The sequence below is a fragment of the Jatrophihabitans sp. genome, assembly GCF_036388195.1.
Classification (GTDB): Bacteria; Actinomycetota; Actinomycetes; order Mycobacteriales; family Jatrophihabitantaceae; genus Jatrophihabitans_A.
In genome coordinates, this window is the sequence record NZ_DASVSG010000071.1 from 1 (window position 1) to 21,732 (window position 21,732).

Annotated in this window: 23 protein-coding genes; 10 read left to right on the top strand and 13 right to left on the bottom strand. The window is 72.2% G+C overall.

The genetic code is table 11. The features are described from left to right. Window positions 1-1,338 (top strand): 3-hydroxyacyl-CoA dehydrogenase family protein (locus VF612_RS07215; RefSeq protein WP_408659175.1); only part of this gene is annotated, 1,338 nt, incomplete at its 5' end. 81 nt (window positions 1,339-1,419) lie between these two features. Here the strand turns inward: VF612_RS07215 and VF612_RS07220 are convergent. The 5 genes from VF612_RS07220 to VF612_RS07240 all read right to left on the bottom strand — a co-directional run bounded on the left by VF612_RS07220 (window position 1,420) and on the right by VF612_RS07240 (window position 8,245). Further along, window positions 1,420-2,895 (bottom strand): hypothetical protein, encoded by a 1,476-nt coding sequence (locus VF612_RS07220; protein ID WP_408659176.1) that lies wholly within the window; start codon window positions 2,893-2,895, stop codon window positions 1,420-1,422. An 11-nt stretch (window positions 2,896-2,906) separates the two neighbouring features. After that, window positions 2,907-4,085: a sensor histidine kinase gene (locus VF612_RS07225; RefSeq protein WP_408659177.1), complete on the bottom strand. Its 1,179-nt coding sequence runs from the start codon at window positions 4,083-4,085 to the stop codon at window positions 2,907-2,909. 5 nt (window positions 4,086-4,090) lie between these two features. Next, window positions 4,091-4,804, bottom strand: coding sequence for a response regulator transcription factor (locus VF612_RS07230; protein ID WP_408659178.1), 714 nt, complete (start codon window positions 4,802-4,804; stop codon window positions 4,091-4,093). A 95-nt stretch (window positions 4,805-4,899) separates the two neighbouring features. Beyond that, a complete protein-coding gene (gene dxs, locus VF612_RS07235) occupies window positions 4,900-6,864 on the bottom strand; it encodes a 1-deoxy-D-xylulose-5-phosphate synthase (RefSeq protein WP_408659179.1) in 1,965 nt (654 codons plus the stop codon). 40 nt (window positions 6,865-6,904) lie between these two features. After that, window positions 6,905-8,245, bottom strand: a complete 1,341-nt coding sequence (locus VF612_RS07240; RefSeq protein ID WP_408659180.1) for a class I SAM-dependent RNA methyltransferase — start codon at window positions 8,243-8,245, stop codon at window positions 6,905-6,907. A 76-nt stretch (window positions 8,246-8,321) separates the two neighbouring features. Here VF612_RS07240 and VF612_RS07245 point away from each other — a divergent pair, with 76 nt between their 5' ends. Together VF612_RS07245 and VF612_RS07250 are read left to right on the top strand one after the other, a co-directional pair. Further along, on the top strand, window positions 8,322-9,008 hold the full coding sequence (locus VF612_RS07245; RefSeq protein ID WP_408659181.1) for a potassium channel family protein: 687 nt from the start codon (window positions 8,322-8,324) through the stop codon (window positions 9,006-9,008). After that, window positions 9,008-9,667 (top strand): potassium channel family protein, encoded by a 660-nt coding sequence (locus VF612_RS07250; protein WP_408659182.1) that lies wholly within the window; start codon window positions 9,008-9,010, stop codon window positions 9,665-9,667. The genes VF612_RS07245 and VF612_RS07250 overlap by 1 nt, the downstream gene beginning before the upstream one ends. Here the strand turns inward: VF612_RS07250 and VF612_RS07255 are convergent. From VF612_RS07255 to dut, 3 genes are read right to left on the bottom strand one after another with little or no spacing between them, the layout of a single operon-like run. Next, complete coding sequence (locus tag VF612_RS07255) at window positions 9,608-10,399, bottom strand: DUF3159 domain-containing protein (protein WP_408659183.1); 792 nt, start codon at window positions 10,397-10,399, stop codon at window positions 9,608-9,610. The two genes, VF612_RS07250 and VF612_RS07255, sit on opposite strands and share 60 nt — an antisense overlap. Window positions 10,400-10,402: 3 nt before the next feature. Next, window positions 10,403-11,059, bottom strand: coding sequence for a DUF3710 domain-containing protein (locus tag VF612_RS07260; protein WP_408659184.1), 657 nt, complete (start codon window positions 11,057-11,059; stop codon window positions 10,403-10,405). After that, window positions 11,059-11,607 carry a dUTP diphosphatase gene (gene dut, locus VF612_RS07265; RefSeq protein WP_408659185.1) on the bottom strand — a complete coding sequence of 183 codons (549 nt, stop codon included), beginning with the start codon at window positions 11,605-11,607 and terminating at the stop codon, window positions 11,059-11,061. Before dut ends, VF612_RS07260 begins: the two co-directional genes overlap by 1 nt. A 42-nt stretch (window positions 11,608-11,649) precedes the next feature. Between dut and VF612_RS07270 the strand changes: the two genes are divergently transcribed. Together VF612_RS07270 and VF612_RS07275 are read left to right on the top strand one after the other, a co-directional pair. Continuing rightward, entirely contained in the window at window positions 11,650-12,258 is a 609-nt protein-coding gene (locus tag VF612_RS07270; protein ID WP_408659218.1) for a DUF3093 domain-containing protein, read from the top strand. Window positions 12,259-12,325: 67 nt separating this feature from the next. Next, complete coding sequence (locus VF612_RS07275; RefSeq protein WP_408659186.1) at window positions 12,326-13,078, top strand: SDR family oxidoreductase; 753 nt, start codon at window positions 12,326-12,328, stop codon at window positions 13,076-13,078. 108 nt (window positions 13,079-13,186) lie between these two features. Here VF612_RS07275 and VF612_RS07280 read toward each other — a convergent pair whose 3' ends face one another. Then, on the bottom strand, window positions 13,187-13,948 hold the full coding sequence (locus VF612_RS07280) for a hypothetical protein (RefSeq protein ID WP_408659187.1): 762 nt from the start codon (window positions 13,946-13,948) through the stop codon (window positions 13,187-13,189). 157 nt (window positions 13,949-14,105) lie between these two features. Continuing rightward, a complete protein-coding gene (locus tag VF612_RS07285; protein WP_311421933.1) occupies window positions 14,106-14,414 on the bottom strand; it encodes a DUF4193 domain-containing protein in 309 nt (102 codons plus the stop codon). Window positions 14,415-14,618: 204 nt separating this feature from the next. Here VF612_RS07285 and VF612_RS07290 point away from each other — a divergent pair, with 204 nt between their 5' ends. Beyond that, complete coding sequence (locus VF612_RS07290; protein WP_408659188.1) at window positions 14,619-15,131, top strand: LytR C-terminal domain-containing protein; 513 nt, start codon at window positions 14,619-14,621, stop codon at window positions 15,129-15,131. 8 nt (window positions 15,132-15,139) lie between these two features. On the opposite strand, the gene VF612_RS07295 is transcribed toward VF612_RS07290, so the two are convergent. After that, window positions 15,140-15,973 carry an inositol monophosphatase family protein gene (locus VF612_RS07295; protein ID WP_408659189.1) on the bottom strand — a complete coding sequence of 278 codons (834 nt, stop codon included), beginning with the start codon at window positions 15,971-15,973 and terminating at the stop codon, window positions 15,140-15,142. An 84-nt stretch (window positions 15,974-16,057) separates the two neighbouring features. Between VF612_RS07295 and ppgK the strand changes: the two genes are divergently transcribed. From ppgK to VF612_RS07315, 4 genes are all read left to right on the top strand, one after another. Further along, window positions 16,058-16,831: a polyphosphate--glucose phosphotransferase gene (gene ppgK / locus VF612_RS07300; protein ID WP_408659190.1), complete on the top strand. Its 774-nt coding sequence runs from the start codon at window positions 16,058-16,060 to the stop codon at window positions 16,829-16,831. A gap of 174 nt (window positions 16,832-17,005) precedes the next feature. Next, window positions 17,006-18,310 (top strand): RNA polymerase sigma factor, encoded by a 1,305-nt coding sequence (locus VF612_RS07305; protein ID WP_408659191.1) that lies wholly within the window; start codon window positions 17,006-17,008, stop codon window positions 18,308-18,310. A gap of 13 nt (window positions 18,311-18,323) precedes the next feature. Next, window positions 18,324-18,557, top strand: coding sequence for a cupin-like domain-containing protein (locus VF612_RS07310; RefSeq protein ID WP_408659192.1), 234 nt, complete (start codon window positions 18,324-18,326; stop codon window positions 18,555-18,557). Window positions 18,558-18,662: 105 nt separating this feature from the next. Then, a complete protein-coding gene (locus VF612_RS07315; RefSeq protein ID WP_408659193.1) occupies window positions 18,663-19,967 on the top strand; it encodes an aspartate aminotransferase family protein in 1,305 nt (434 codons plus the stop codon). A gap of 62 nt (window positions 19,968-20,029) precedes the next feature. Here the strand turns inward: VF612_RS07315 and VF612_RS07320 are convergent, their stop codons facing one another. Both VF612_RS07320 and VF612_RS07325 read right to left on the bottom strand, forming a co-directional pair. Further along, the gene (locus VF612_RS07320) at window positions 20,030-20,203 is read right to left on the bottom strand and encodes a YegP family protein (protein WP_408659219.1); all 174 of its coding nucleotides are present in this window, start codon (window positions 20,201-20,203) and stop codon (window positions 20,030-20,032) included. Between the two features lie 258 nt (window positions 20,204-20,461). After that, a complete protein-coding gene (locus tag VF612_RS07325) occupies window positions 20,462-21,493 on the bottom strand; it encodes a nitronate monooxygenase (RefSeq protein WP_408659194.1) in 1,032 nt (343 codons plus the stop codon). Window positions 21,494-21,732: the final 239 nt, after the last annotated feature.

The following is a 21,732-nucleotide window of genomic DNA, read 5'->3' on the forward strand; positions in this document are numbered from 1 at the left end:
AACGCCTCCCCGGGCGCGGTGCGCGCCGTCGAGTTGCTGAACCTGGCGCGTGCCGGGGTCGGCACGGACGCCTTTTCCGCAGGAACGGCCGCCGAGGACGACGCCCTGACCGACCTGCTCATGAGCGACGAGCTGCGGGCCGGGCTCTACTCCTTCGACCTGGTGAACAAGCGCGCCAAGCGGCCGGCCGGTGCGCCGGACAAGTCGCTGGCCCGCAAGGTCACCAAGGTCGGCGTGGTGGGCGCGGGGCTGATGGCCGGCCAGCTTGCGCTGCTGTTCGTCCGCCGGCTCGAGGTGCCGGTCGTGCTCACCGACCTCGACCAGGACCGGCTGGACCGGGGGGTCGACTACGTGCACGGCGAGCTCGACTCGCTGCTGGCCAAGGGCCGGATCAACCAGGACAAGGCCAACCGGCTCAAGGCGCTGGTGACCGGCTCGCTGACCAAGGACGCCTTCGCCGACGCCGACTTCGTGATCGAGGCGGTGTTCGAGGAGCTGTCGATCAAGAAGGCGGTCTTCGCCGAGCTGGAGCAGCACGTCTCGCCCGAGGCGATCCTGGCGACCAACACCTCATCGCTGTCCATCACCGAGATGGCTGCGGAGCTGCGGCACCCCGAGCGGGTGGTCGGCTTCCACTTCTTCAACCCGGTCGCGGTGCTGCCGCTGCTGGAGATCGTCCGCGGCGCCAAGACCGACGACGCGTCGCTGGCGACGGCGTTCGCGGTGGCCCGGACGTTGAAGAAGTCGGCCGTGCTGGTGTCCGACGCTCCGGCCTTCGTGGTGAACCGGCTGCTGACCCGGTTCCTGGGCGAGGTCACCGCCGCGGTGGACGAGGGCACCCCGATCGAGGTCGCCGACCGCGCGCTGGCGCCGCTGGGCCTGCCGATGCCGCCGTTCGTGCTGCTGGCCCTGGTCGGCCCGGCGGTCGCGCTGCACGTCGCCGAGACCATGCATGCGGCCTATCCGGACCGCTACCCGGTGTCGGAGAACCTGCGGCGCCTGGTCGAGGCCAAGAAGCCGGGTGTGTACGTCTGGGACTCCGGCAGCCCGGAGGTCGACCCCGAGGTGGCGGAGCTGTTCGTCTTCGGCGACCGGCCGTCCACCGAGGAGCAGGTGCGCGAGCGGGCGCTGGCGGCGCTGGCCGAGGAGATCGACCTGATGCTGGCCGACGGCGTGGTCGCCGAGCCGCAGGACATCGACCTGTGCATGCTGCTGGGCAGCGGCTGGCCGTTCCACCTCGGTGGCGTCACCCCGTACCTGGACCGCCACGGCGTCTCCGAGCGGGTCCGGGGCAGCCGGTTCCTGGCGCCGGGGATCGCCAGCGTTCCGAGCGCGTGAGCCGCCGCGTCACGAACTCTCGAGCCCCGGCGTTCCCGAGCGCTTGAGCCCCAGCGTTTCCGAGCGCTTGAGCCGCGCGGCTCAGGGCATCTCTGCCATCGCCCGCAGGTCCTCGGGCCCGAGGTCCAGCAGCGACGCCTGGTTGCTGCCCGGCCGGTAGCCGACCACGGTGGCGTCCGCGCCGAGCGCCACGACCTGGTCGTTCCACCACAACGGGGTCAGCGGGGCCTCGATCGGAAAGCCGTCCGGCTGCAGCGCCGGCGCCGATGGCGATGCCGGCCTCGACGAGCTGCTGGCCGAGGATGCCGACGGGCCCGAACCGGACGGCGACCCGGTGACGCCCACCGTGCTGGAGCCGCTGACGGTCACCGCCGGGCCGGACGGGCCCGAGGACCCCGGCCGGCTGCTGCGGGCCGGCTGGCTGCTCGGCGCGGGCGGCTGGACGAGCGCCAGCACCTCCACCCGGTCGGTGCCCAGGTTCTTCAGCTGGGCGACGATCAGCCGGCGCCGTGCTCCGACCTGGGCGTACACCGCGAACGCCGAGCCGTCCGGGTTGAAGCTGGCCGGGCCGGTCACCACGGTGATCCCCCGGGTCGGGGAGAACCACCGCACCCCGGCCACCGTGGTCGGGCTGGCGGTGGGCGAGGCTGAACGGCTCCGGGCCGGCGAGCTGCTGGCGCCGGACCGGGTGCCCGATGCCGACGGGCTGGCGGTCGAGGTGGCGGTCGAGGTGGCCCAGCGCAGCGGCATCAACCCGAACCGCCGGACGGCCACGTCCCAGACCAGCAGGTTGGTCGCATCGGCAGCCAGCGGGTGCACCGGGCCGAGCCGGCGCAGCGACCTGTCCGGCCGGACCAGGGTCGCCGCGGCCGACAGCGGCTCCAGCGCCACGCCGTTGTCGAAGACCCGGTTGACCGGCTGCCAGACCACCATGCCGACGGCGGTGTCGGTGGCTATCCGGGTGCCGGTCGGCAGGAACTGGGAGATGCCGACCCGCCGCCCGGCCGCGTCATAGCGCTGCACGGCGAAGTCGCGCAGGTCCGGTGGCCCGGTCGCGCTGGGGCTGGCCGACGGCGTCCGGCTGGGCGTCGCGCTGCCGGTGTAGATCAGCTTGCCGGGCTCGGTCAGCCCGGTCTCGACCAGCACCGCGGCCCGGGCCGCGGCCGGGACCACCGCATCGGCCGGCCCGAGGTCGGAGACGCTCAGATCCGGCCGCACCGCGTAGGCCCGCTGGCGACCGTCCAGCTCTGCAAGCACCACGCTGAGGCCGCGCCCGGTCACCACCGACAGCGGCCGGGCGGTGGCCGGCAGCCGCACCGGCCGGACCGTACGTCCCTGCCGCGCCTCCACCGTGCCGGCCCGGATGACCAGCAGGTCCGGTACCGCCGTGGGCGCCTGCGGGCTGCCGGTCACCCCCACGGAGGTGCCACTGGGCCGCGACGACGGCTGCGGCTCGCCGTTGGCGATCAGGATCACGGCCAGCACGAACAACACCGCCACCCCGAACCCGGGGGTGTTGGTCCAGTGCGGCAGCTGGAGCTGCGGGCGGGTCGTCACGAGAGGTCACGCTAGGAGATCAGCGACGCTTCGCTGTCGGCCGAGGCGGGGAAGGAGACCTCGACCCGCAGGCCGCCGGCTGCGTTGGCGCTGGCTGAGATCGACCCGTTGTGGGCGTCCACGATCGCCCGGACGATCGACAGCCCCAGGCCCGCGCCGCGCTGGCCGGTCCGCGCCCGGCCGCCCCGCCGGAAGGCGTCGAAGAGCCCCTCGACCTCCTCCGGCTGCACCGGCACCCCGCTGTTGAGGACCACGATCTGGGACGTGCGGTACGGCGCGGAGCCGGCGGACTCGGTCTTGATCTGCACCCAGCCGCCGGGCACGTTGTAGCGCACCGCGTTCTCGACCAGGTTGCCGATCACCCGCTCCAGCAGCCGGGGATCGCCGGTGGTGCGCACCGGCTCGCCCTCGGCGGTGATGGTGATGCCGCGGGTGACCGCCTCGGCCTTGGCCGCAGCGACCGCGTTCGGGATCAGCTCGTTGAGCGTGACCACCTCGGTGAGTTCCAGGCTCTGCCCCTCCCGGCCCTGCAGCCGGGCCAGCGCCAGCAGCGCGTCCACCAGTCGCTGGGCGCGGTTGGTCGCCTCCCGGACCACCTCGCCCATCCGGCGCAGCTCGTCCGGCGGCGCGTTCGGGTCGGACAGGGTCACGTCCAGCTCGGTCTGGATCACCGCCAGCGGCGTCCGCAGCTCATGGCTGGCGTTGGCCACGAACCGGCGTTGACTGCCGAAGGCCGCGTCCAGCCGGCCGAGCATCTCGTCGAAGGTGTCGGCCAGCTCGCGCAGCTCGTCGTCCGGGCCACCCAGCCCGATCCGCTCGTTGAGCGTCTTGGTCGACAGCTGCTTGGCCGTCGCGGTGATCCGGGCGACCGGGCGCAGCGCCTGGCGGGCCAGCAGGTAACCGCCGATCGAGCCGATCAGGACGATCACCCCGAAGTACAGCAGCCCGTTGTTGAGCAGGTAGTGCAGCGCGTCAGCACGCATCGCTTCGCGCGCCTGGGACGGGTTCCACTTGGCCGGCGGAGTACCCGCGGTGTCGGTGATGATCACGTCGCCGGGGTTGGGCGGCAGCGAGATCTGACTGAGCGCCCGGTCGAGCAGGATGTAGGACGTGGCCAGCAGCGCAGCGCCGATCAGCAGCACCAGGGCGCCATATAACAGCGCCATCCGGATCCGCAGCGATGGCTGCACCAGTCTCACTGGTCGGTCGAACCCCCAGACTCATCACCCTCGGCGGCCGCGGTGACCAGGGTGGGATCCACCCGGTAACCCGAGCCCACCACGGTCTCGATGATGGGTGGCTCGCCGAGCTTGCGCCGCAGGGTCATCATGGTGACCCGCACGGTGGTCGTGAACGGGTCGGCATGCTCGTCCCAGACCCGGTCGAGCAACTCCTCACTGGAGACAACGACTCCGGCGGCCGAGAGCAACGTCTCCAGCACGCCGAATTCCTTGCGGGTCAGGTCGACGTTGCGCCCGGAGCGGGTCACGGTGCGCTTGGCCGGGTCCAGCACCAGGTCGCCGGCCTGCAGCACCGGCGGGGCGGCCGGTGTCGCGCGCCGGCCCAGCGCCCGCACCCGGGCCACCAGCTCGGCGAAGGCGAAGGGCTTGGCCAGGTAGTCGTCGGCGCCGAGGGCCAGGCCCTCCACCTTGTCCTCGATGGAGCCGCTGGCGGTCAGCATGATCACCCGGGTCAGCACGCCCTCGTCGGTCAGCGAGCGGCAGATCTCATCGCCGCTCTTGCCCGGCAGGTCGCGGTCGAGCACCACCACGTCGTACCGGGTGGTGGTCGCCTTGTTGAAACCCTCGTCGCCGTCGTATGCGACATCGACGGCCATTCCCTCTCGCCGCAGACCGCGGACCACGGCATCCGCCAGCTGAGTCTCGTCTTCAACCACAAGTACGCGCACGCTGTCTCCGCTTCTGGGTGCCCTCGGCTCCGGAGCCGAGAGCGCAGGTAATGGGGCAACGATCTCACGAACAGCAAGCAAGCAGGTGCAGGAGGTCACTCACGTCGGCGGTCGGTGTCCTGAACTGGCGCGGAACCGGCCGCGAAGAGCTCCGCTCCGCCGTCGGCAGGACCGTCGCCGCGCCCCAGCACGGCCGCGGCGAACTCTACCGCCCGCCGGGAGATGCCCTGGGGGGTCAGGCCGATGGCAGCGCGCACCTCGGCGACCTTGCCGTGCTGGAGGAAGTCGACCGGAATGCCGATCTGGCGGGTCGGGACGCCCACTCCCTGCTCGCCGAGGTACTGGGCGAACCGGGAGCCCGCGCCGTTGACCGCCACGCCGTCCTCGATGGTGACCAGCACCCCGGCCTGCGCAGCGAAGTCAGCCAGCGCCGGCGGCACCGGGGTCACCCAGCGTGGGTCGATCACCCGGACGGTGTAGCCGGCCTCGCCGATCCGCTCGGCGGCGTCCAGGGTGTCGGCGGCCATCGCGCCGACCGAGACCAGCAGGACGTCCACCGGGCCGGCGGCCGTCTCGGCCAGCACGTCGATGCCGCCCACCGAGCGCAGCGCCGGGATGTCGGCGCACAGCGGGGTCTTGGGATAGCGCAGCACCGAGGGGGCGTCGTCGATGGCCAGGCACTCGGCCAGTCCCGCCCGCAGGGTCGGCTCGTCGCGCGGCACCGCCACGTGGATGCCGGGGACGATGCCGAGCATCGCGATGTCCCACATGCCGTGGTGGCTGGCGCCGTCCTCACCGGTGACCCCGGCCCGGTCGAGCACCAGGGTGACGCCGGCCTTGTGCAGCGCGACGTCCATCAGCAGCTGGTCGAAGGCGCGGTTGAGGAACGTGGCGTACAGCGCGATCACCGGATGCAGCCCGGCCGCTGCCATGCCGGCGGCCGAGGTCATGGCGTGCTGCTCGGCGATGCCGACGTCGAAGCAGCGGTGCGGGAACTCCGCCGCGAACGCCCCGAGGCCCACCGGGTCCAGCATCGCGGCCGTGATCGCCACCACGTCGTCGCGGACGGCGCCGATCCGCACCATCTCGTCGGAGAACACCCCGGACCAGGTCTGGCCGCCCTTGCTCAGGAACTCGCCGGTCTCGGGGTCGAAGGCGCCGCCGCCGTGCATGTGATCGGCCTGGTGGTTCTCGGCCGGGGCGTAGCCGTAGCCCTTGCGGGTCACGCAGTGCACCAGCACCGGCCCCTCGAACTGCCGGGCCAGGGAGAAGGCGTGCTCCAGCGCGGCCAGGTCATGGCCGTCCACCGGGCCCATGTACTTCAGCCCGAGGTCCTCGAACATGCCCTGCGGGGCGAGCAGGTCCTTCATGCCGCGCTTGATGCCGTGCAGCGCGCCGTACAGCGGCGGGCCCACCACCGGCGTCCGGCCCAGGGTCTCCTTGACGTTGCCCAGCATCCGCTCGTACCCGGGCCGCAGCCGCAGGCCGGCCAGGTGCTCGGCCAGGCCGCCGATGGTCGGCGAGTAGGACCGGCCGTTGTCGTTGACCACGATCACCACGGGCCGGTCGGAGGTGGCGATGTTGTTCAGCGCCTCCCAGCACATGCCGCCGGTCAGCGCGCCGTCGCCGACCACCGCGACCACCGGGCGCCGGTCGCCGCGGACGTCGAAGGCCTTGGCCAGGCCGTCGGCGTAGGACAGCGCCGTCGAGGCATGGGAGTTCTCGATCCAGTCGTGCTCGCTCTCGGCGCGGCTGGGATAGCCGGACAGCCCCCGGCTCTGGCGCAGCGTGGAGAAGTTCTCGTGCCGGCCGGTGACGATCTTGTGGACGTAGCTCTGGTGGCCGGTGTCGAACAGGATCGGCTCGGTCGGCGAGTCGAACACCCGGTGCAGGGCCAGGGTCAGCTCGACGGCGCCGAGGTTGGGACCCAGGTGGCCCCCGGTGCGCGAGACGTTGCGCACCAGGAAGTCGCGGATCTCGGTGGCCAGCGAGGCAAGCTCCTCGGAGCTGAGCTGGCGCAGGTCAGCGGGGCAGGAGATCCGGCTCAGAAGAGGGCTCACGGGACGTCAGCCTACTTGCACCGTGCCGTTTTCGTGGTCGTCATGAGCGGTTCCACAAGGGCCGCAATACCGCGATGCATTCCACGTGATGGGTCATCGGAAAGGCATCGAACGCCGACAGCTCGTCCAGCTGCCAGCCCGCGTCCAGAGCGATCCGGACATCCCGGGCAAGCGCCGCCGGATCGCAGGCGACGTAGATCACCACCCGCGGTCCGGCCGCCAGGATCGCGCTGAGCACCTCCCGGCCGGCGCCGCTGCGGGGCGGGTCCAGCACCACGATGTCCACACCGTCCGCGCTCAGGTCGCCGGTGGCTGCCTGGACCGTCGCGGCGCTCACCGTCGCGCGCCGGACGGCGGCCCATGGCTGATCCGCCAGGTTGGCGCCGGCGTCGGCGACGGCGGTGGGCTCGGCCTCCAGGCCCAGCACCCTGCCGGTCGACGTCACCGCCGAGGCCAGCGCTGCGGTGAACAGCCCGGAGCCGGCGTACAGGTCCAGCACCCGCTCCCCCGGCCGCGCCGACGCCGCCCGCAGCACCGTCGCGGTGAACACCTCGGCGGCCTGCGGATGGGTCTGCCAGAAGCCTGCCGGGTGCACGGTGAACTCCCGGCCGGCCACCGCATAGCGCAGCGCGGGCGGCCCGGACAGCTGCTCGGTGCTCAGCACCGGCCGGGCCGGTCGCCGGTTCCCGCCATGCCGGCCACGGCTGTCGCGGCGCGGCCGGGCCGGCCGGGACCGGTGGGCCAGCTCCACCACCTCGCCCCGGTCATCGACTGCCACCTCCAGCTCGGCCAGGCCCGGCCAGTCCGACTGCAGGGCACGCGCGTCCCCCACGCCCGGAGCGCCGATCGGGCAGTGGCTCAGCGGCACGACACGGTGCGAGCGATGCGCCCGCAGCCCCAGCTCGCCGGCCGGGCCGACCGCGAACCGCACCCGGCGCCGCCAGCCCAGCCCGTCCCCGTCGTCCAGCGGCTGCACGGTGACGGCGCGCTCCAGGCCGGCCAGCCGGCTCAGCTGCTCGGCCACCACCGCCGCCTTCAGCGCCCGTTGCCCGGGCAGCGAGACGTGCTGGAAGTCGCAGCCGCCACAGCCGCCGGGATGGGCGTACGGGCAGGGCCGGCTGACCCGGTCCGGCGAGGCCGTCCGGATCTCGACGGCGTCCGCGCGGCAGAACGAGCCGCCCCGGTCCTCGGTCACCTCCGCCAGCACCGTCTCGCCGGGCAGCGCGTGCCGGACGAAGACCACCCGGCCGGCAGAGCGAGCCACGCAGTGCCCGCCGTGCGCGATCGCCTCCACCCGCACCTCGAGCCGGCGTCCCAGCCAGCTCTCGGCGGCGGCCGGCTGCGGCTGCCGGCCGGCCCGCTGACCCGCCCGCTCGTCCATCAGCACAGCCTATGCACGCACCCGGCGGGCCCGGCGATTCCCCCCGATCGCGGTAGCCGACCGGACGCGGCCCGCGGTGTGTACCGTCCCGGGGGTGCACATCGTCGTCATGGGGTGCGGACGGGTCGGATCCACCCTCGCGCACCATCTGCAGCGCCTGGACCACAGCGTGGCCATCATCGACCAGGACCCGAACGCGTTCCGGCGGCTCGGGGACCATTTCAAGGGCAAGACCATCGCCGGGATCGGCTTCGACCGCGACACCCTGGTCGAGGCCGGGATCGAGAACGCCGACGCCTTCGCGGCGGTGTCCAGCGGCGACAACTCCAACATCATCGCCGCCCGGGTCGCCCGGGAGACCTTCGGCGTCGGCCACGTGGTCGCCCGGATCTATGACCCGCTGCGCGCGGAGGTCTACGAGCGCCTCGGTATCCCGACCATCGCCACCGTGCCGTGGACGGCCGGCCGGCTGCTCAAGACCCTGCTGGGCGGCGCCATCGACGAGGAATGGCGCGATCCCACCGGCCAGGTGGTGATGCTGCACCTCATCCTGGCCGAGGGCTGGATCGGCAGGAAGCTCACCAGCTTCGAGGAGGCCACCGGCTGCCGGGTGGCGCTGATCAGCCGGTTCGGCAAGGGCGAGCTGCCCACCCCGGCCACCGTGATCCAGGCCGGCGACGAGCTGCACGTGACCGCCACCGACGATCTCACCGAAGGCATCCGGGCTGCCGCCGCGGCCGGACCGGCAGGAGGGCACCACTGATGCGGATCGCGATTGCCGGAGCCGGAGCGGTGGGCCGCTCGATCGCCCGGGAGCTGCTGACCAACGGCCACCAGGTGCTGCTGATCGACAAGGACGCCGGCAAGGTGCGCCCGTACCGGATCCCGGAGGCCGACTGGATGCAGGCCGACGCCTGCGAGCTGTCCAGCCTGGAGGACGCCCGGCTGGAGGAGTTCGAGGTGGTGATCTCGGCCACCGGCGACGACAAGGTGAACCTGGTGGTCTCGCTGCTGGCCAAGACCGAGTTCTCGGTGCGCCGGGTGGTGGCCCGGATCAACCACCCGGCCAACGAGTGGCTGTTCAACGAGTCCTGGGGGGTGGATGTCGCGGTGTCGACGCCCCGGGTGCTGGCCGCCCTGGTCGAGGAGGCCGTCTCGGTCGGCGACGTGGTGCGGCTGTTCACGCTGCGGGAGGGCCAGGCGAACCTGATCGAGGTGACCCTGCCGGTCGGCGCGCCGTGCGCGGGGGTGCCGCTGCGCGATGTGCAGCTGCCCTCGGACGCGGCGATGGTCGCGATCATCCGGGGCTCGCGGGTCATCGTGCCGACCCCGGACGAGCCGCTGGAGCCCGGCGACGAGCTGCTATTCGTCGCCCTTCCGGAGGCTGAGCCCGCCATCCGGCGCGCTGTCTGCGCCGCGTAGCCCGGCGGCGGGCTGCGAACCCGGCTGCGAACCCGGCTGCGATTCCGGCTGCGATTCCGGCGGCGTCGGCTCGGCAGGCTCAGCCGGTGCGGGGACGGCTGGCGCGAGCTGGCGCCGGGCCCGGCGTACCACCCAGAACACCACGGCGACCACGGCCAGGTACAGCGGCAGCCCCATGACCAGCTTGGCCACCGCCAGCAACCCGGTGCGGTTCTCCTGGAACAGGCTCAGCTGCACCACCGCCCGCGCCACGAACATCGCCAGCACCGCCGCCGTGGCGATGTCATAGCCCCGGCGCAGCTCGCGCACCTTGTGCCAGCGCTGGCCGGGTGGCAGCGGCGCGGGGTCCAGGTACTCCCAGATCACCCCGACCAGGGGCCGGCGGACCAGCAGGGACAGCGCGAACAGCGCCGCATACCCGAACGCCGAGACGATGCCCAGCACGAAGAAGCCCCGGGCCTCGCCGGTCCGGGCGGCGATGGCCGCGGCGATCGCGACGCCGATCAGCCCGCTCAGCGCCTGCTGCACCGATTGCCGGCGGGCCATCCGGTAGCCGGCGACCAGCACCGCCGAGGCCACCGCGGCGATGACGGCGGTCCGCAACCCGCCAACGGTGTTGGCGATCACGAAGACCAGCAGCGGGATGGCGGCGGCGATCGTGCCCGACCAGCCGCCCAGCGAGGCCAGGATCTGCTGGCGGGTCCGGTCGCGCAGGTCCTCCGGCGAGGTCACTGACTAGCCGTCCTGTGGTTCGGCCGCCTCAGCGGCCGCGGCCAACTGCTCGGCGGCCTCCTTCGGCAGCTGCAGCGGAACGGGTTCGCGCACCGGCAACGGGTCCGAGCCACGGACCACCACCAGGCCACGGAAGGCGTCCAGGAACGGTTTCGCCTCGTCCTCCTCGGCCGCCGGCGCCCCGGCCAGCATCGCTCGCACGAACCAGCGCGGGCCGTCGACGCCCAGGAACCGCACCGGGGTCAGGCCACCGGGCACCGGCAGCCGGCCGACGAGCTCGGCGCCGAACTCGCCGTCCTGCTCGGACACGGTGCCGCCCTGGGTGGAGATCGAGGCCTTGATCTCGGCTCGGATCTCGTCCCAGATGCCGTCCTTGCGGGGCGCGGCGAACACGCCCAGCTGCATCTGGCCGTTCGGGTTGAGCATCGTCACCCCGACCACCTGGCCGGTCTCGTTCACCTCGACCCGGATCTCCAGGCCGGCTTCGACCGGCACCCGCAGCGCCCCCAGGTCCAGCCGCTCTACGTCATCAGCCGGGGTGTCGGCGACGTCGTAGGGCCCGGTGGTGAGCGCGTTCTCGTGGGATCGCCTGGTCTCCCAGGGTGGGGTGGCATCGAGCTTGGACTGCTCGGTGCGCTTCTCCTTGCGCCGGAGCGCCATTACCGATCGTCTCCTCTGTTGTTCGCCGCCGGCACAGTGTCCGCCGCCAGCAGGTCGCCGGTCGACAGGGCCGCGGCTCCGCCGGTCGAGCCATAGCCGGCAGCGCCGCGGGCGGATTCGGGCAGCCGGTCCACCACCTCGAACCTGGCCTGCTCCACCCGCTGGGCGATCCGCTCGCCCCGGCGCAACTCGACGGCATTCTCCCGGTCATGGTTGACGACGATGACTTTGATCTCGCCACGGTAGCCCGAAGGGATCGTCCCCGGCGCGTTGACCATGCCCAGGCCCACCCGCCAGGCGAGCCCCGAACGCGGCTGGACGAATCCGGCGTACCCGGCGGGCAGCGCGATGGCCAGCCCCGTCGGCAGCAGGGCACGCTCCCCGGGCTGCAGCCGGACGTCGACCATGGTGCACAGGTCCGCGCCGGCGTCGCCGTCCACGGCATAGCTGGGCAGCGGCGCGTCCGGATGCAGCCGTTGCACCTGGACCGGCACCGGCAGCGGACCGGACGCGATGTCCGTTACGTCCTCACCGGCTGCGCCAACCATCGGTCGGATCGTCACAGGGGCAAAGGCTACCCTCGTCCCGTGATGGACCCCGCTACCCACCAGCCCGACCAGGCCCGGCCGGCCGGGTACCACGAGCGGCTGCGGACGCCGAGGTGGTGGTACCTGGCCGCGGTGGGGGTAGCGGTCCTGCTCGGCCTGGAGTTCGCGGTGGCGATCTCCGGCTGGGTCGCCTGGGCGCCGTTCGCGCTGCTGTTGCCCGGCGCGCTGCTGACCGTCTGGCGGCTCTCCTCCGGCAGCGTCTCGGTGGACGGCGCCACCCTGCGGGCCGGCGAGCGCAGCGTCGCGGTGACCGAGATCGAGCAGGCGATCGATCTCAGCCCCACCGAGCTTCGCCGGCTGGTGGGCCGGCACAGCGACCCGCTCGCCTTCACCTACATCAGGTCCTGGGTGGGGCCGGGGGTGCAGCTGGTGCTGCGGCCGCCGGCCGATCCGCCGCAGCTCGGACGGCAGGCTCCGGGTGAGCCGGCCGATGCCCGGCAGGCTCCGGGTGAGCCGGCCGATCCGCCGCAGGACGATCCGTTGCCCGCCGAGCGCCTCCCGGAGCCGTACTGGGTGGTGTCGACCCGGCATCCGGACCAGCTGCTGGCCGCGCTGCAGGCCGCCCAGGCAGCCGGCTCGCGGTCGCGCTGAGCCCGGTCGCACGCTGCCAGCTGGGACACCACTCACCGAACCGCCCGTCCTGAACAGGAGCCGCCCCGTGTCACTCGGACGTTTCGAGGGCCAGGTCGCGCTGATCACCGGCGCCAGCCGCGGCATCGGCTTCGCGGTCGCGCAGCGGCTGGTGTCCGAGGGCGCCCGGGTCTGCATCACCGCGCGCAGGCAACCGGCGCTGGAGGCCGCGGCAGCCGAGCTGGGCGGGCCCGAGCGCGCGATCTTCGCCGCCGGCTCCGGTGACGACCCCGAGCACCAGGCGGCGGCGGTCGAGGCCACCATGGCGGCCTTCGGACGGCTGGACGTGCTGGTCAACAACACCGGCATCAATCCCACGTTCGGGTCGTTGCTGGAGATCGAGGACCGGCTGGCTCGCAAGATGTTCGACGTCAACGTGCTGTCGGCGCTGTCCTGGGTCCGGCTGGCGCACCGGGCATGGCTGGCCGAACACGGCGGGGCGGTGGTCAACATCGCCTCGGTGGCAGGCCTGGGCGTCTCTCCCGGCATCGCGTTCTACGGCATCACCAAGGCCGCCCTGATCAACCTGACCAAGCAGCTGGCGGTCGAGCTCTCGCCCGGCGTCCGGGTCAACGCCGTGGCGCCGGCGGTCGTGAAGACCAAGTTCGCCGAGGCGCTCTACGCCGCCAACGAGGAGGCGGTCGCGGCGGGCTACCTGCTCAAGCGCCTCGGTGAGCCGGCCGACATCGGCGCGGCGGTCGCGTACCTGGCCTCCTCCGACGCCGCCTGGACGACCGGTCAGACCCTGGTGATCGACGGCGGCATGGTCAGCGGCCTCTGAAGGCGTCCGGTGAAGGGGTCCGCTGAAGGCGTCCGGTAAGGGGTCCGCTGAATGCGTCCGGTAAAGGCGTCCGCTGAGTGCGGCCTCGACAGCCCCGGACCGAAGCCCTCACACCTGCCGGAACCAGCGCTCCTCGCTCAAGCCGCGCAGCTCGGCGAGCAGCGTCTCGCCGAGCGCCTTGGTGGCGCGGCGGTTGACCTCGGCTCCGGCCACCGCGCCGGCCATGAACGGCGCCAGGGTGGTGGTGCTCCTGCCGATCCGGCGCAGCACCTGGCTGCGCAGCTCTCGTTTGGCCGCGGCCCCGAACACCGCGCCGAGGCCCGCGCCGCCGACCTGCGGCGAGATCGCGCGGCGGCGTACCCACGACATCAGGTAGGCGCTGGCCCGTTCGGAGGCGCTGCCCTTGGCCGGGCGTTCCAGCAGCTCATGCAGCTCGGCGACCAGCTTCAGCTCCACCGCGGTGACGCTGAGCATCTCGGCGGCCAGCTGGACGGGCGCGGCCAGCAGCATCGGCGGGCTGAGGAACTCCACCGCGGCCAGGCCGCCGGCGGCCGCGCCGAGCGCGGCGGTGGTCTTGGTGGCCTGCCGGATCAGCCGTTCGGCGATCTCGATGTCGCTGAGGCCGGGGTGCTGGCGCCGCAGCGTCAGGGCGTCGCGGACCGGCACCCGCGGGGCCAGCTCGATGATCAGGTCGGCCAGCCAGCGCCCGGCGGCCACCGCGCGGATGCCGGATGCCTTGGCGCTGCGGGTGAGCGCCGGGATCAGGGCGGCCAACGCCTTCTGCCGGCTGCGCCGATCGCTGGCGGGATCGCCGTCGGATCCTGAGGCGGTTGCCCGGGCCACCAGGTCCGCTATCTCGTCATTGGCCATGAGTCACCTTCCCACGCTGATCGCGCGCATGCCGGGTCGCGACCGGAGCTCGATCGCGACGGGGCCGGAGAGGTCACCGAGGCCGGGCATCGGGCGCTGAACCGAGCGCCGCCGGCCTCGCGGAACGACACGGGCCGGCGGACGCGGGCACAACGACTCAGGCGCAGTCGCGGCAGATCGGCTGGCCGTTCTTCTCACGCGCCAGCCGGCTGCGGTGGTGCACCAGGAAACAGCTGGAGCAGGTGAACTCATCGTCCTGCTTGGGCAGGACCCGGACGGTGAGCTCCTCGCCGGACACGCTGGACAGATCTGCCCCGGGCAGCTCCAGCGACTCGGCCAGCTCGGTCTCGTCGACATCGATCGATCCCGACTGCGCCTCGGCCCGGCGGGCCTTCAGCTCCTCCAGCGAGTCCTCGTTCAGTTCATCAACATCGCCCCGACGGGGGGCGTCATAATCGGTGGCCACTACCTCTCAACTCCTCGATCTCCCAAGCGCACACGATCCGGCTGTTCGGACCACCGGCGGCGGACTACGCCCCCGCTGGCGCGGAACCGTATCGCGTCACGCCTGCGCTCCAACGACCGGGCAGCCCTCACCATTCCCGAAGCCGATCCGGCTAGGCTGGCCACGCGAATACGGCTTGCTCGGCAGGAGGTGACGAAGGCCGCTATGTCCACCGCGACACGGCGTCGGCCGCTGCCTGCCCTGGCGTTCCTGCTGGCGCTCAGCGTCCTCACCGCCATCGTCTGGTGGCGGGTGCTGCACCGCCCCGAGCCGGCCCAAACCGCCGAGCCGCAGACCGTCGCGCCGACGGCCAGCTGCACCCCGGGCGGCGCCAAAGCGGTCCGGCTGCCGACCCCCGCGTCGGTGTCGGTGGTGGTGCTCAACGGCGCCGGACGCGACCTGCTGGCCACCAAGGTCACCAGCCAGCTCAAGGGCCGGGGCTTCAAGACGGGCACGCCGGGGACCACCACGGCGCTGAACGGGGTCGGCGAGATCCGGTACGGCGCCGCCGGCCGGGCCGGCGCCACCCTGCTCAGCTATCACCTGCCCGGCGCGAAGCTGACGCCGTCCAACCGCTCCGACGCCAGGGTCAACCTGGTGCTCGGCGCCGGTTTCCGCGCGCTGGCGTCCGCCGATACGGCCAGCAAGGCCGTGGCCGGCGCCAGCAAGCCCTGCTGAGGCCAGTCTCAGCCGATCTCGGCGACCCCGGCCGCGGTGAGCAGCTGGAAGAACTCCTCGGCCCGCAGCGGGTGCGCGCCGGCCACCAGGTGGGCGCCGGCGGGACGCCCGCGCAACCCGGAGGTGGCCACCCCGGCTTCGGCGGCGATCAGCAGGCCGGCGGCGAAGTCCCATTCGTTGAGCGGGCCCTCGTAGTACAGGTCCACCCAGCCGGCTGCCAGCGCGCAGAGGTCCAGGGCCGCCGAGCCCAGCCGGCGCAGGTTGCCGACGCTGGCCAGCAACTCCCCCGCGGCTCGTCCCTGCCGAGCCCGCCGGGCCGGGTCGTAGCTGAAGCCGGTCGCCAGCACCGCCTGGTCCAGCGGCGCGGGCCTCGGCCCGGTCAGCCGGCGGTCGCCGAGGAACGCGCCAGAACCGGCCGCTGCCCGGAACAGCTCTCCGGTGGCGGGGTTGTGCACGCAGCCGGCCACTGTCTCCCCGTGCACCTGGGCCGCGATCGAGACCGCGAAGTACGGCAGCCCGAGCATGAAGTTCACCGTGCCGTCGATCGGGTCCAGCACCCAGCGCACCGGTGAGCCGGCCGTGCTCTGGCCGCCCGTCCCACCTTCCTCGCCCAGGACCGCGTCCCCCGGGCGCAGCTGGGCCAGCGCGGCGCGCAGGAACTCCTCCACCGCCCGGTCGGCGTCGGTCACCACATCGGTGACCGAGCTCTTGCTGCTGACGCTCAGGCCGGCCGCCTGGTGGCGCATCGCCAGCGCTCCGGCCCGGCCGGCCAGCTCGACGGCGATGTCGGACAGTTGCCTCGGATCCGGCACTGTGCCGGCCGCGGACGGGCCGTCAGTCATCGGCTTTGGCCTTTTTCATCTGCGGCTTCCGGAGCCCCTCGGCTATATGGTTTGGAGGTAGCCACCCTAACCAGCGGAGGAACGATGACCGCGCCAGCGTCAGACCAGCCCCAGATCCAGCTTGATGCGGCGTTCGGCGTCGACATCGGCGGCAGCGGCATCAAGGGAGCTGTCGTCGACACCGTGACCGGGGAACTGAGAACCCAGCGGGTCCGGATCCCGACCCCCAAGCCGTCCACGCCGGACAACGTCGCCGAGGTGGTGGTGCAGCTGGTCACCAGGGCCAACTGGGCCGGGCCGGTCGGCGCCACCTTCCCGGCGGTGATCAAGAGCGGGGTCGCCCGGTCGGCGGCCAATGTCGACCCGTCCTGGATCGGCACCGACGTCGACGCGGTGTTCTCCAAGGCGACGGGGCTGGAGGTCACCGTGCTCAACGACGCCGACGCGGCCGGGCTGGCCGAGGTCCGGTTCGGCGCGGCGCGGGGGGTGTCCGGCGTGGTGATCCTGCTGACCTTCGGGACCGGGATCGGCAGCGGCATCTTCCTCAACGGCCAGCTGGTGCCGAACTCCGAGCTGGGCCACCTGGAGCTCGACGGCCATGACGCCGAGTCGCGGGCGGCGGCCTCGGTGAAGGACAAGCAGAAGATGTCCTACAAGCAGTGGGCCAAACGCGTGCAGGTGTACATGTCGCATGTCGAGAGGCTGTTCTCTCCCGATCTGTTCATCGTCGGCGGCGGGGTCAGCAAGGACGCCGACCGGTGGGTGCCGCTGCTGAAGCTGCAGACGCCGGTGCGTCCTGCGCAGCTGCTCAACAACGCCGGCATCGTCGGCGCGGCCATGGCGGCTGCTGAACGCTGAATACGGCTGCTCTGGCTACAATGGACCGCGCGGGCATGGCACCAACGAAGGCATCGACATCGCTGCGATCGATTCGATGAACCCCAGCGGCTGGCTGACCCCACTTCTCCCCGCATATCGCGGGCCCGCCGGGGTCCGCCTTTGAACATGTGATCGCTGTATGAAAGGGCGTCCGTGGTTCCCAGCGAATCCTCCGAGCAGTCGCAGGTCAGCGCCGCCGCGACGGTCAGCCGTTCGGTGACCAAGACCGTCGCCGCGCCGGCCAAGAAGGCTCCCGCCAAGAAGGCCGCGGCCAAGAAGGCTCCCGCGAAGAAGGCTGCGGCGGGCGCCGCGCCGGCTCCGGACGCTGTCGACCCCGCGCTGGCCGACCCGGCCCTGGACGCCGAGCCGGCCGACATCCCCGCCGACATCGAGCTCGAGGAGATCCCGCTCGACGTCGAGGCGGACGCCGAGACCGAGGACCCGGTCGAGCCGCCGGAGGCGGAGTCCTCGGAGTTCACCTGGGACGAGGAGGAGTCCGAGGCGTTGCGGCAGGCCCGCAAGGACGCCGAGATGACCGCCTCGGCCGACTCGGTGCGCGCGTACCTCAAGCAGATCGGCAAGGTGGCGCTGCTCAACGCCGAGGAGGAGGTGGACCTCGCCAAGCGGATCGAGGCCGGCCTGTACGCCTCGGAGCGGCTGCGCCAGCTGGAGATCGCCGGGGAGAAGCTGCCGCTGCAGCAGCGCCGGGACCTCAGCTGGATCGTCCGGGACGGCGAGCGCGCCAAGAACCACCTGCTCGAAGCCAACCTGCGGCTGGTGGTGTCGCTGGCCAAGCGCTACACCGGACGCGGGATGGCGTTCCTGGACCTGATCCAGGAGGGCAACCTGGGCCTGATCCGGGCGGTCGAGAAGTTCGACTACACCAAGGGCTACAAGTTCTCCACCTATGCCACCTGGTGGATCCGGCAGGCGATCACCCGGGCGATGGCCGACCAGGCCCGCACCATCCGGATCCCGGTGCACATGGTCGAGGTGATCAACAAGCTCGGCCGGATCCAGCGCGAGCTGCTGCAGGACCTGGGCCGCGAGCCGACCCCGGAAGAGCTCGCCAAGGAGATGGACATCACCCCGGACAAGGTGCTGGAGATCCAGCAGTACGCCCGGGAGCCGATCAGCCTGGACCAGACCATCGGCGACGAGGGCGACAGCCAGCTCGGTGACTTCATCGAGGACAGCGAGGCCGTGGTGGCGGTGGACGCGGTGTCGTTCACGCTGCTGCAGGACCAGCTGCAGTCGGTGCTGCACACCCTGTCCGAGCGCGAGGCCGGCGTGGTCAAGCTGCGGTTCGGGCTCACCGACGGCCAGCCGCGGACGCTGGACGAGATCGGCCAGGTCTACGGGGTGACCCGGGAGCGAATCCGCCAGATCGAGTCCAAGACCATGTCCAAGCTGCGCCACCCGTCCCGGTCCCAGGTGCTGCGCGACTACCTGGACTAGCCAGCACGCCTCGGTGAACTCCGAGAGCTACTACAGCATGGTCGATGTCGAGGGACCCGACCTCGATCGCTTTGCCGAGTTCGCGGAGGTGACCGTTCGGTCGGCCGTCTTGCAGCCCGGCGACGCCGTCTTCATCCCGGTGGACTGGTGGCACCACCTGCGTGCGCTGCAGGTGAGCGTGAGCATCACCTTCGTCAATTTCCGGCTCGACGACACCTTCGGCAATCGCGGTTTCGAACTCGACTAGCGGCCTGCCGGCGTAGGGCAGAGCCGCTGTGCGGGCATCGAGCCCTGCCTGGGCTATGGTCGCTCGCGAGCCACCTCCTCGGTCGGCCGGAGTCGGAGGAACCGCGTGAACGGCGAGATCCACTCGATGACGGTGGCGCTCGCGGATGCCCGGCGGCGCTACGTCGACACCCACCCGGCCAGCCAGAAGGCGTACGAGGCGGCGACCGGCGCGCTGGCCGGCGGCAACACCCGCAGCACCCTGTTCTTCTCGCCGTTCCCGCTGACCATGACCGGTGGCGCCGGCTGCTGGATGACCGATCTGGACGGGCACAGCTACCTCGACCTGCTCGGCGAGTACACCGCGGGCCTGTTCGGGCACAACCACCCGGTCATCCGGCAGGCCCTCGACGCGGCGCTGGACGGCGGGTGGAACCTCGGCGCACATGGCGTCAACGAGACCGCCCTCGCCGAGCTGCTGTGCGCCCGCTTCCCGTCGCTGGACCTCGTCCGGTTCACCAACTCCGGCACCGAGGCCAACCTGCTCGCGCTGGCCACCGCCGTCCTGCACACCGGCCGCCGGTCCGTGCTGGTGTTCGACGGCGCGTACCACGGCTCGGTGCTCTCCTTCGACGGTGGCGGCATACCGATCAACGTCCCGCACCGGTGGGTGGTCGGCGCCTACAACGACATCGCCGGCGCCGAGCGGCTGATCGGTGAGCGAGCCGCCGACCTCGCCGCGATCCTGGTCGAGCCGATGCTGGGCAGCGGCGGCTGCGTGCCGGCCGATCCGGCGTTCCTCGCCCTGCTGCGCCGCGGCGCGGACGACACCGGCGCCGTCCTGATCTTCGACGAGGTGATGACGTCACGGATGTCGGTCGGCGGGATGCAGCACCGGCTCGGCATCACGCCGGATCTCACGACCCTCGGCAAGTACCTCGGCGGCGGCATGACCTTCGGGGCGTTCGGCGGCCGGCGGGAGTTGATGTCGCGCTACGACCCGCGCAGCCCGGACGCGGCGCCGCACGCCGGGACGTTCAACAACAACGTGCTCAGCATGGCTGCCGGCTACGCCGGGCTGAGCCGGCTGCTCACCACCGAGGTGCTCGACGCCCTGTTCCAGCGCGGTGAGCAGCTGCGGCAGGACCTCAACGCCCTGTGTGTCGAAGCCGGCGCCCGGATGCGGTGGACCGGGATGGGCAGCCTGCTCACCGTGCACTTCCAGACCGAGCCGATCCGGGCCGCCCGCGACATCCGTCCGGAAGCAGAGCTGCGGGAGCTGTTCCATCTCGACATGCTCGAGCGCGGCTGCTACCTCGCCCGGCGCGGCATGATCGCCCTCAGCCTGGAGATCGGCGACGACGAGTGCCGGTCGTTCCGCTCGGCCGTCGAAGGGTTCCTCGCCGAACGAGGACCGCTGCTCAGGGCCTGACGCGACGGCCGACCTGGTGTCGGAAGAAGGGCCGCTGCCGTTCTGTGGTCAGCGGGGCCCGGTCAGACGTCTTCGATGGTGGCCGCGGCGGCAGCCCGCTTGACTGCCTCGCAACCCTCGTGTGCGCCGGCCTTCGTCTTGTAGGCCTCGCCGGAAGCGACGATCTCGCCGTTGCTCGCCTTGAGCCGGAAGCGGTACTGGTCGCCGCTCTTGTACACCTCGAACTTCGCTGCCATTGCTGTCCCTTCCTGGTCGCTGTGCCGGATGCCGGCACCGCCTGCGCGGCGTGCCGCGCTCTCGGAGGTCACGTCGGGCACAGTATCCCTCACTGAGCGATTTCCTCACCGAAGGCCGCAGGGCGCGTATTCACCCATTCCTGCCGATGGCGGCTCTCGCCGCGACTGCGCCGCCTGCACGAGCCGAGTGATTCCGAGACGGACAGGCGGCAGCCGTCACCCGAGCGATAAGCAGCGGGAGCGGGCCGAACAGGACCGTCATAGGCCGCGGGCCAGCCCGTCGAGAACCGACCCGGCCGGGCCGGTGGCCGCGGACCGGTAGCCGGCGCCTGCCCACAGGTGCAGCCGCTGCGGGTCGCCGGCCGCGGCCGCCGCCTGGCGCAGGCCGCGGGTGAGGTGGTGGATGGCCGGGTAACCCAGCGGCGCCGTCGCCTCGTGCCGTTCGACGAACTGGTTGCGCAGGCCACGCGCGGGCCGTCCGGTGAAGGCACGGGTGAGCACCGTGCCGGGAAAGGCCTGGTCGGCGAGTGCGTCCTTGTGGGTCGCCGACGCGCCACTCTCCGCGGTGCGCAGCAACAGGGTGCCGACGGCGACGCAGGCGGCCCCGGCGTGCAACAGCTCGGCGGCAGCTTGGCCGCCGTCCACCCCGCCGGTCGCCACCACCGGCAGATCGGTCACCGCGACAACAGCCCGGGTGAGCTCCAACACGGGCAGGGCGGCGACCGCGCGGCGCGGATCGAACGCGCCGCTGTGCCCGCCGGCCTCGCCACCCTGGACGACCAGCGCATCCGCCCCGACGTCGGCGGCAGCCCGCGCCTCGTCCAGCGTCGTGACGGTGATCAGCACCCGGCTGCCGGCCCGGCGCAGCGCCGCGACCTCCGCGGAGCCGGGCAATCCGAAGGTCACCGACACCACCGGCACCGGGTCTGCCAGGAGGAGATCGAGCTTGTCCTGCCACCCGTCGTCGTCCTCGACCAGCGGCGCCTGGCCCAGGTCGAGCCCGTAGCCGTCCGCCTCCGGCTGCAACTGCCGCGCGTACTGCCGGAACACCGCCTCCCCGATCGGGACAGGGTTCGGGGCGAACAGGTTCACCCCGAACGGCGCGCCGTACGCCCGCAGCTCGGCGATCTCGGCGGCCAGCGCCTCCGGCGTCTTGTAGCCACCGGCGAGGAAGGGAAACGCGTCGGCAGCTGCGACCGCAGCGCCGAGCCGCACCGTGGAAGCGCCACCGGCCATCGGCGCGGCGGCCAGGGGCAGCCGGCTCTCGAGCGGGCTGGGAGCCGGAGGCATCAGTGAGCAGTTCCCGGGGGCACGGTCGAAGTATCGCTCAGCGGAGCAGGGAGCCCGAACCCCAATACCTTGCGCACGCCTCACACGCGGCCAGGTACGTTCATGTGGAGTACATGTAAAGAAGGTGTCGGCGATCCTTGGCCGACAAAGTAGACGTCAGAGGCTCGGGGACTCTCGTAGCTTCGACTCAGACAAGGAGACACTGTGGTGGTACACCGTTCTACCGTTCGAAGGGGCGC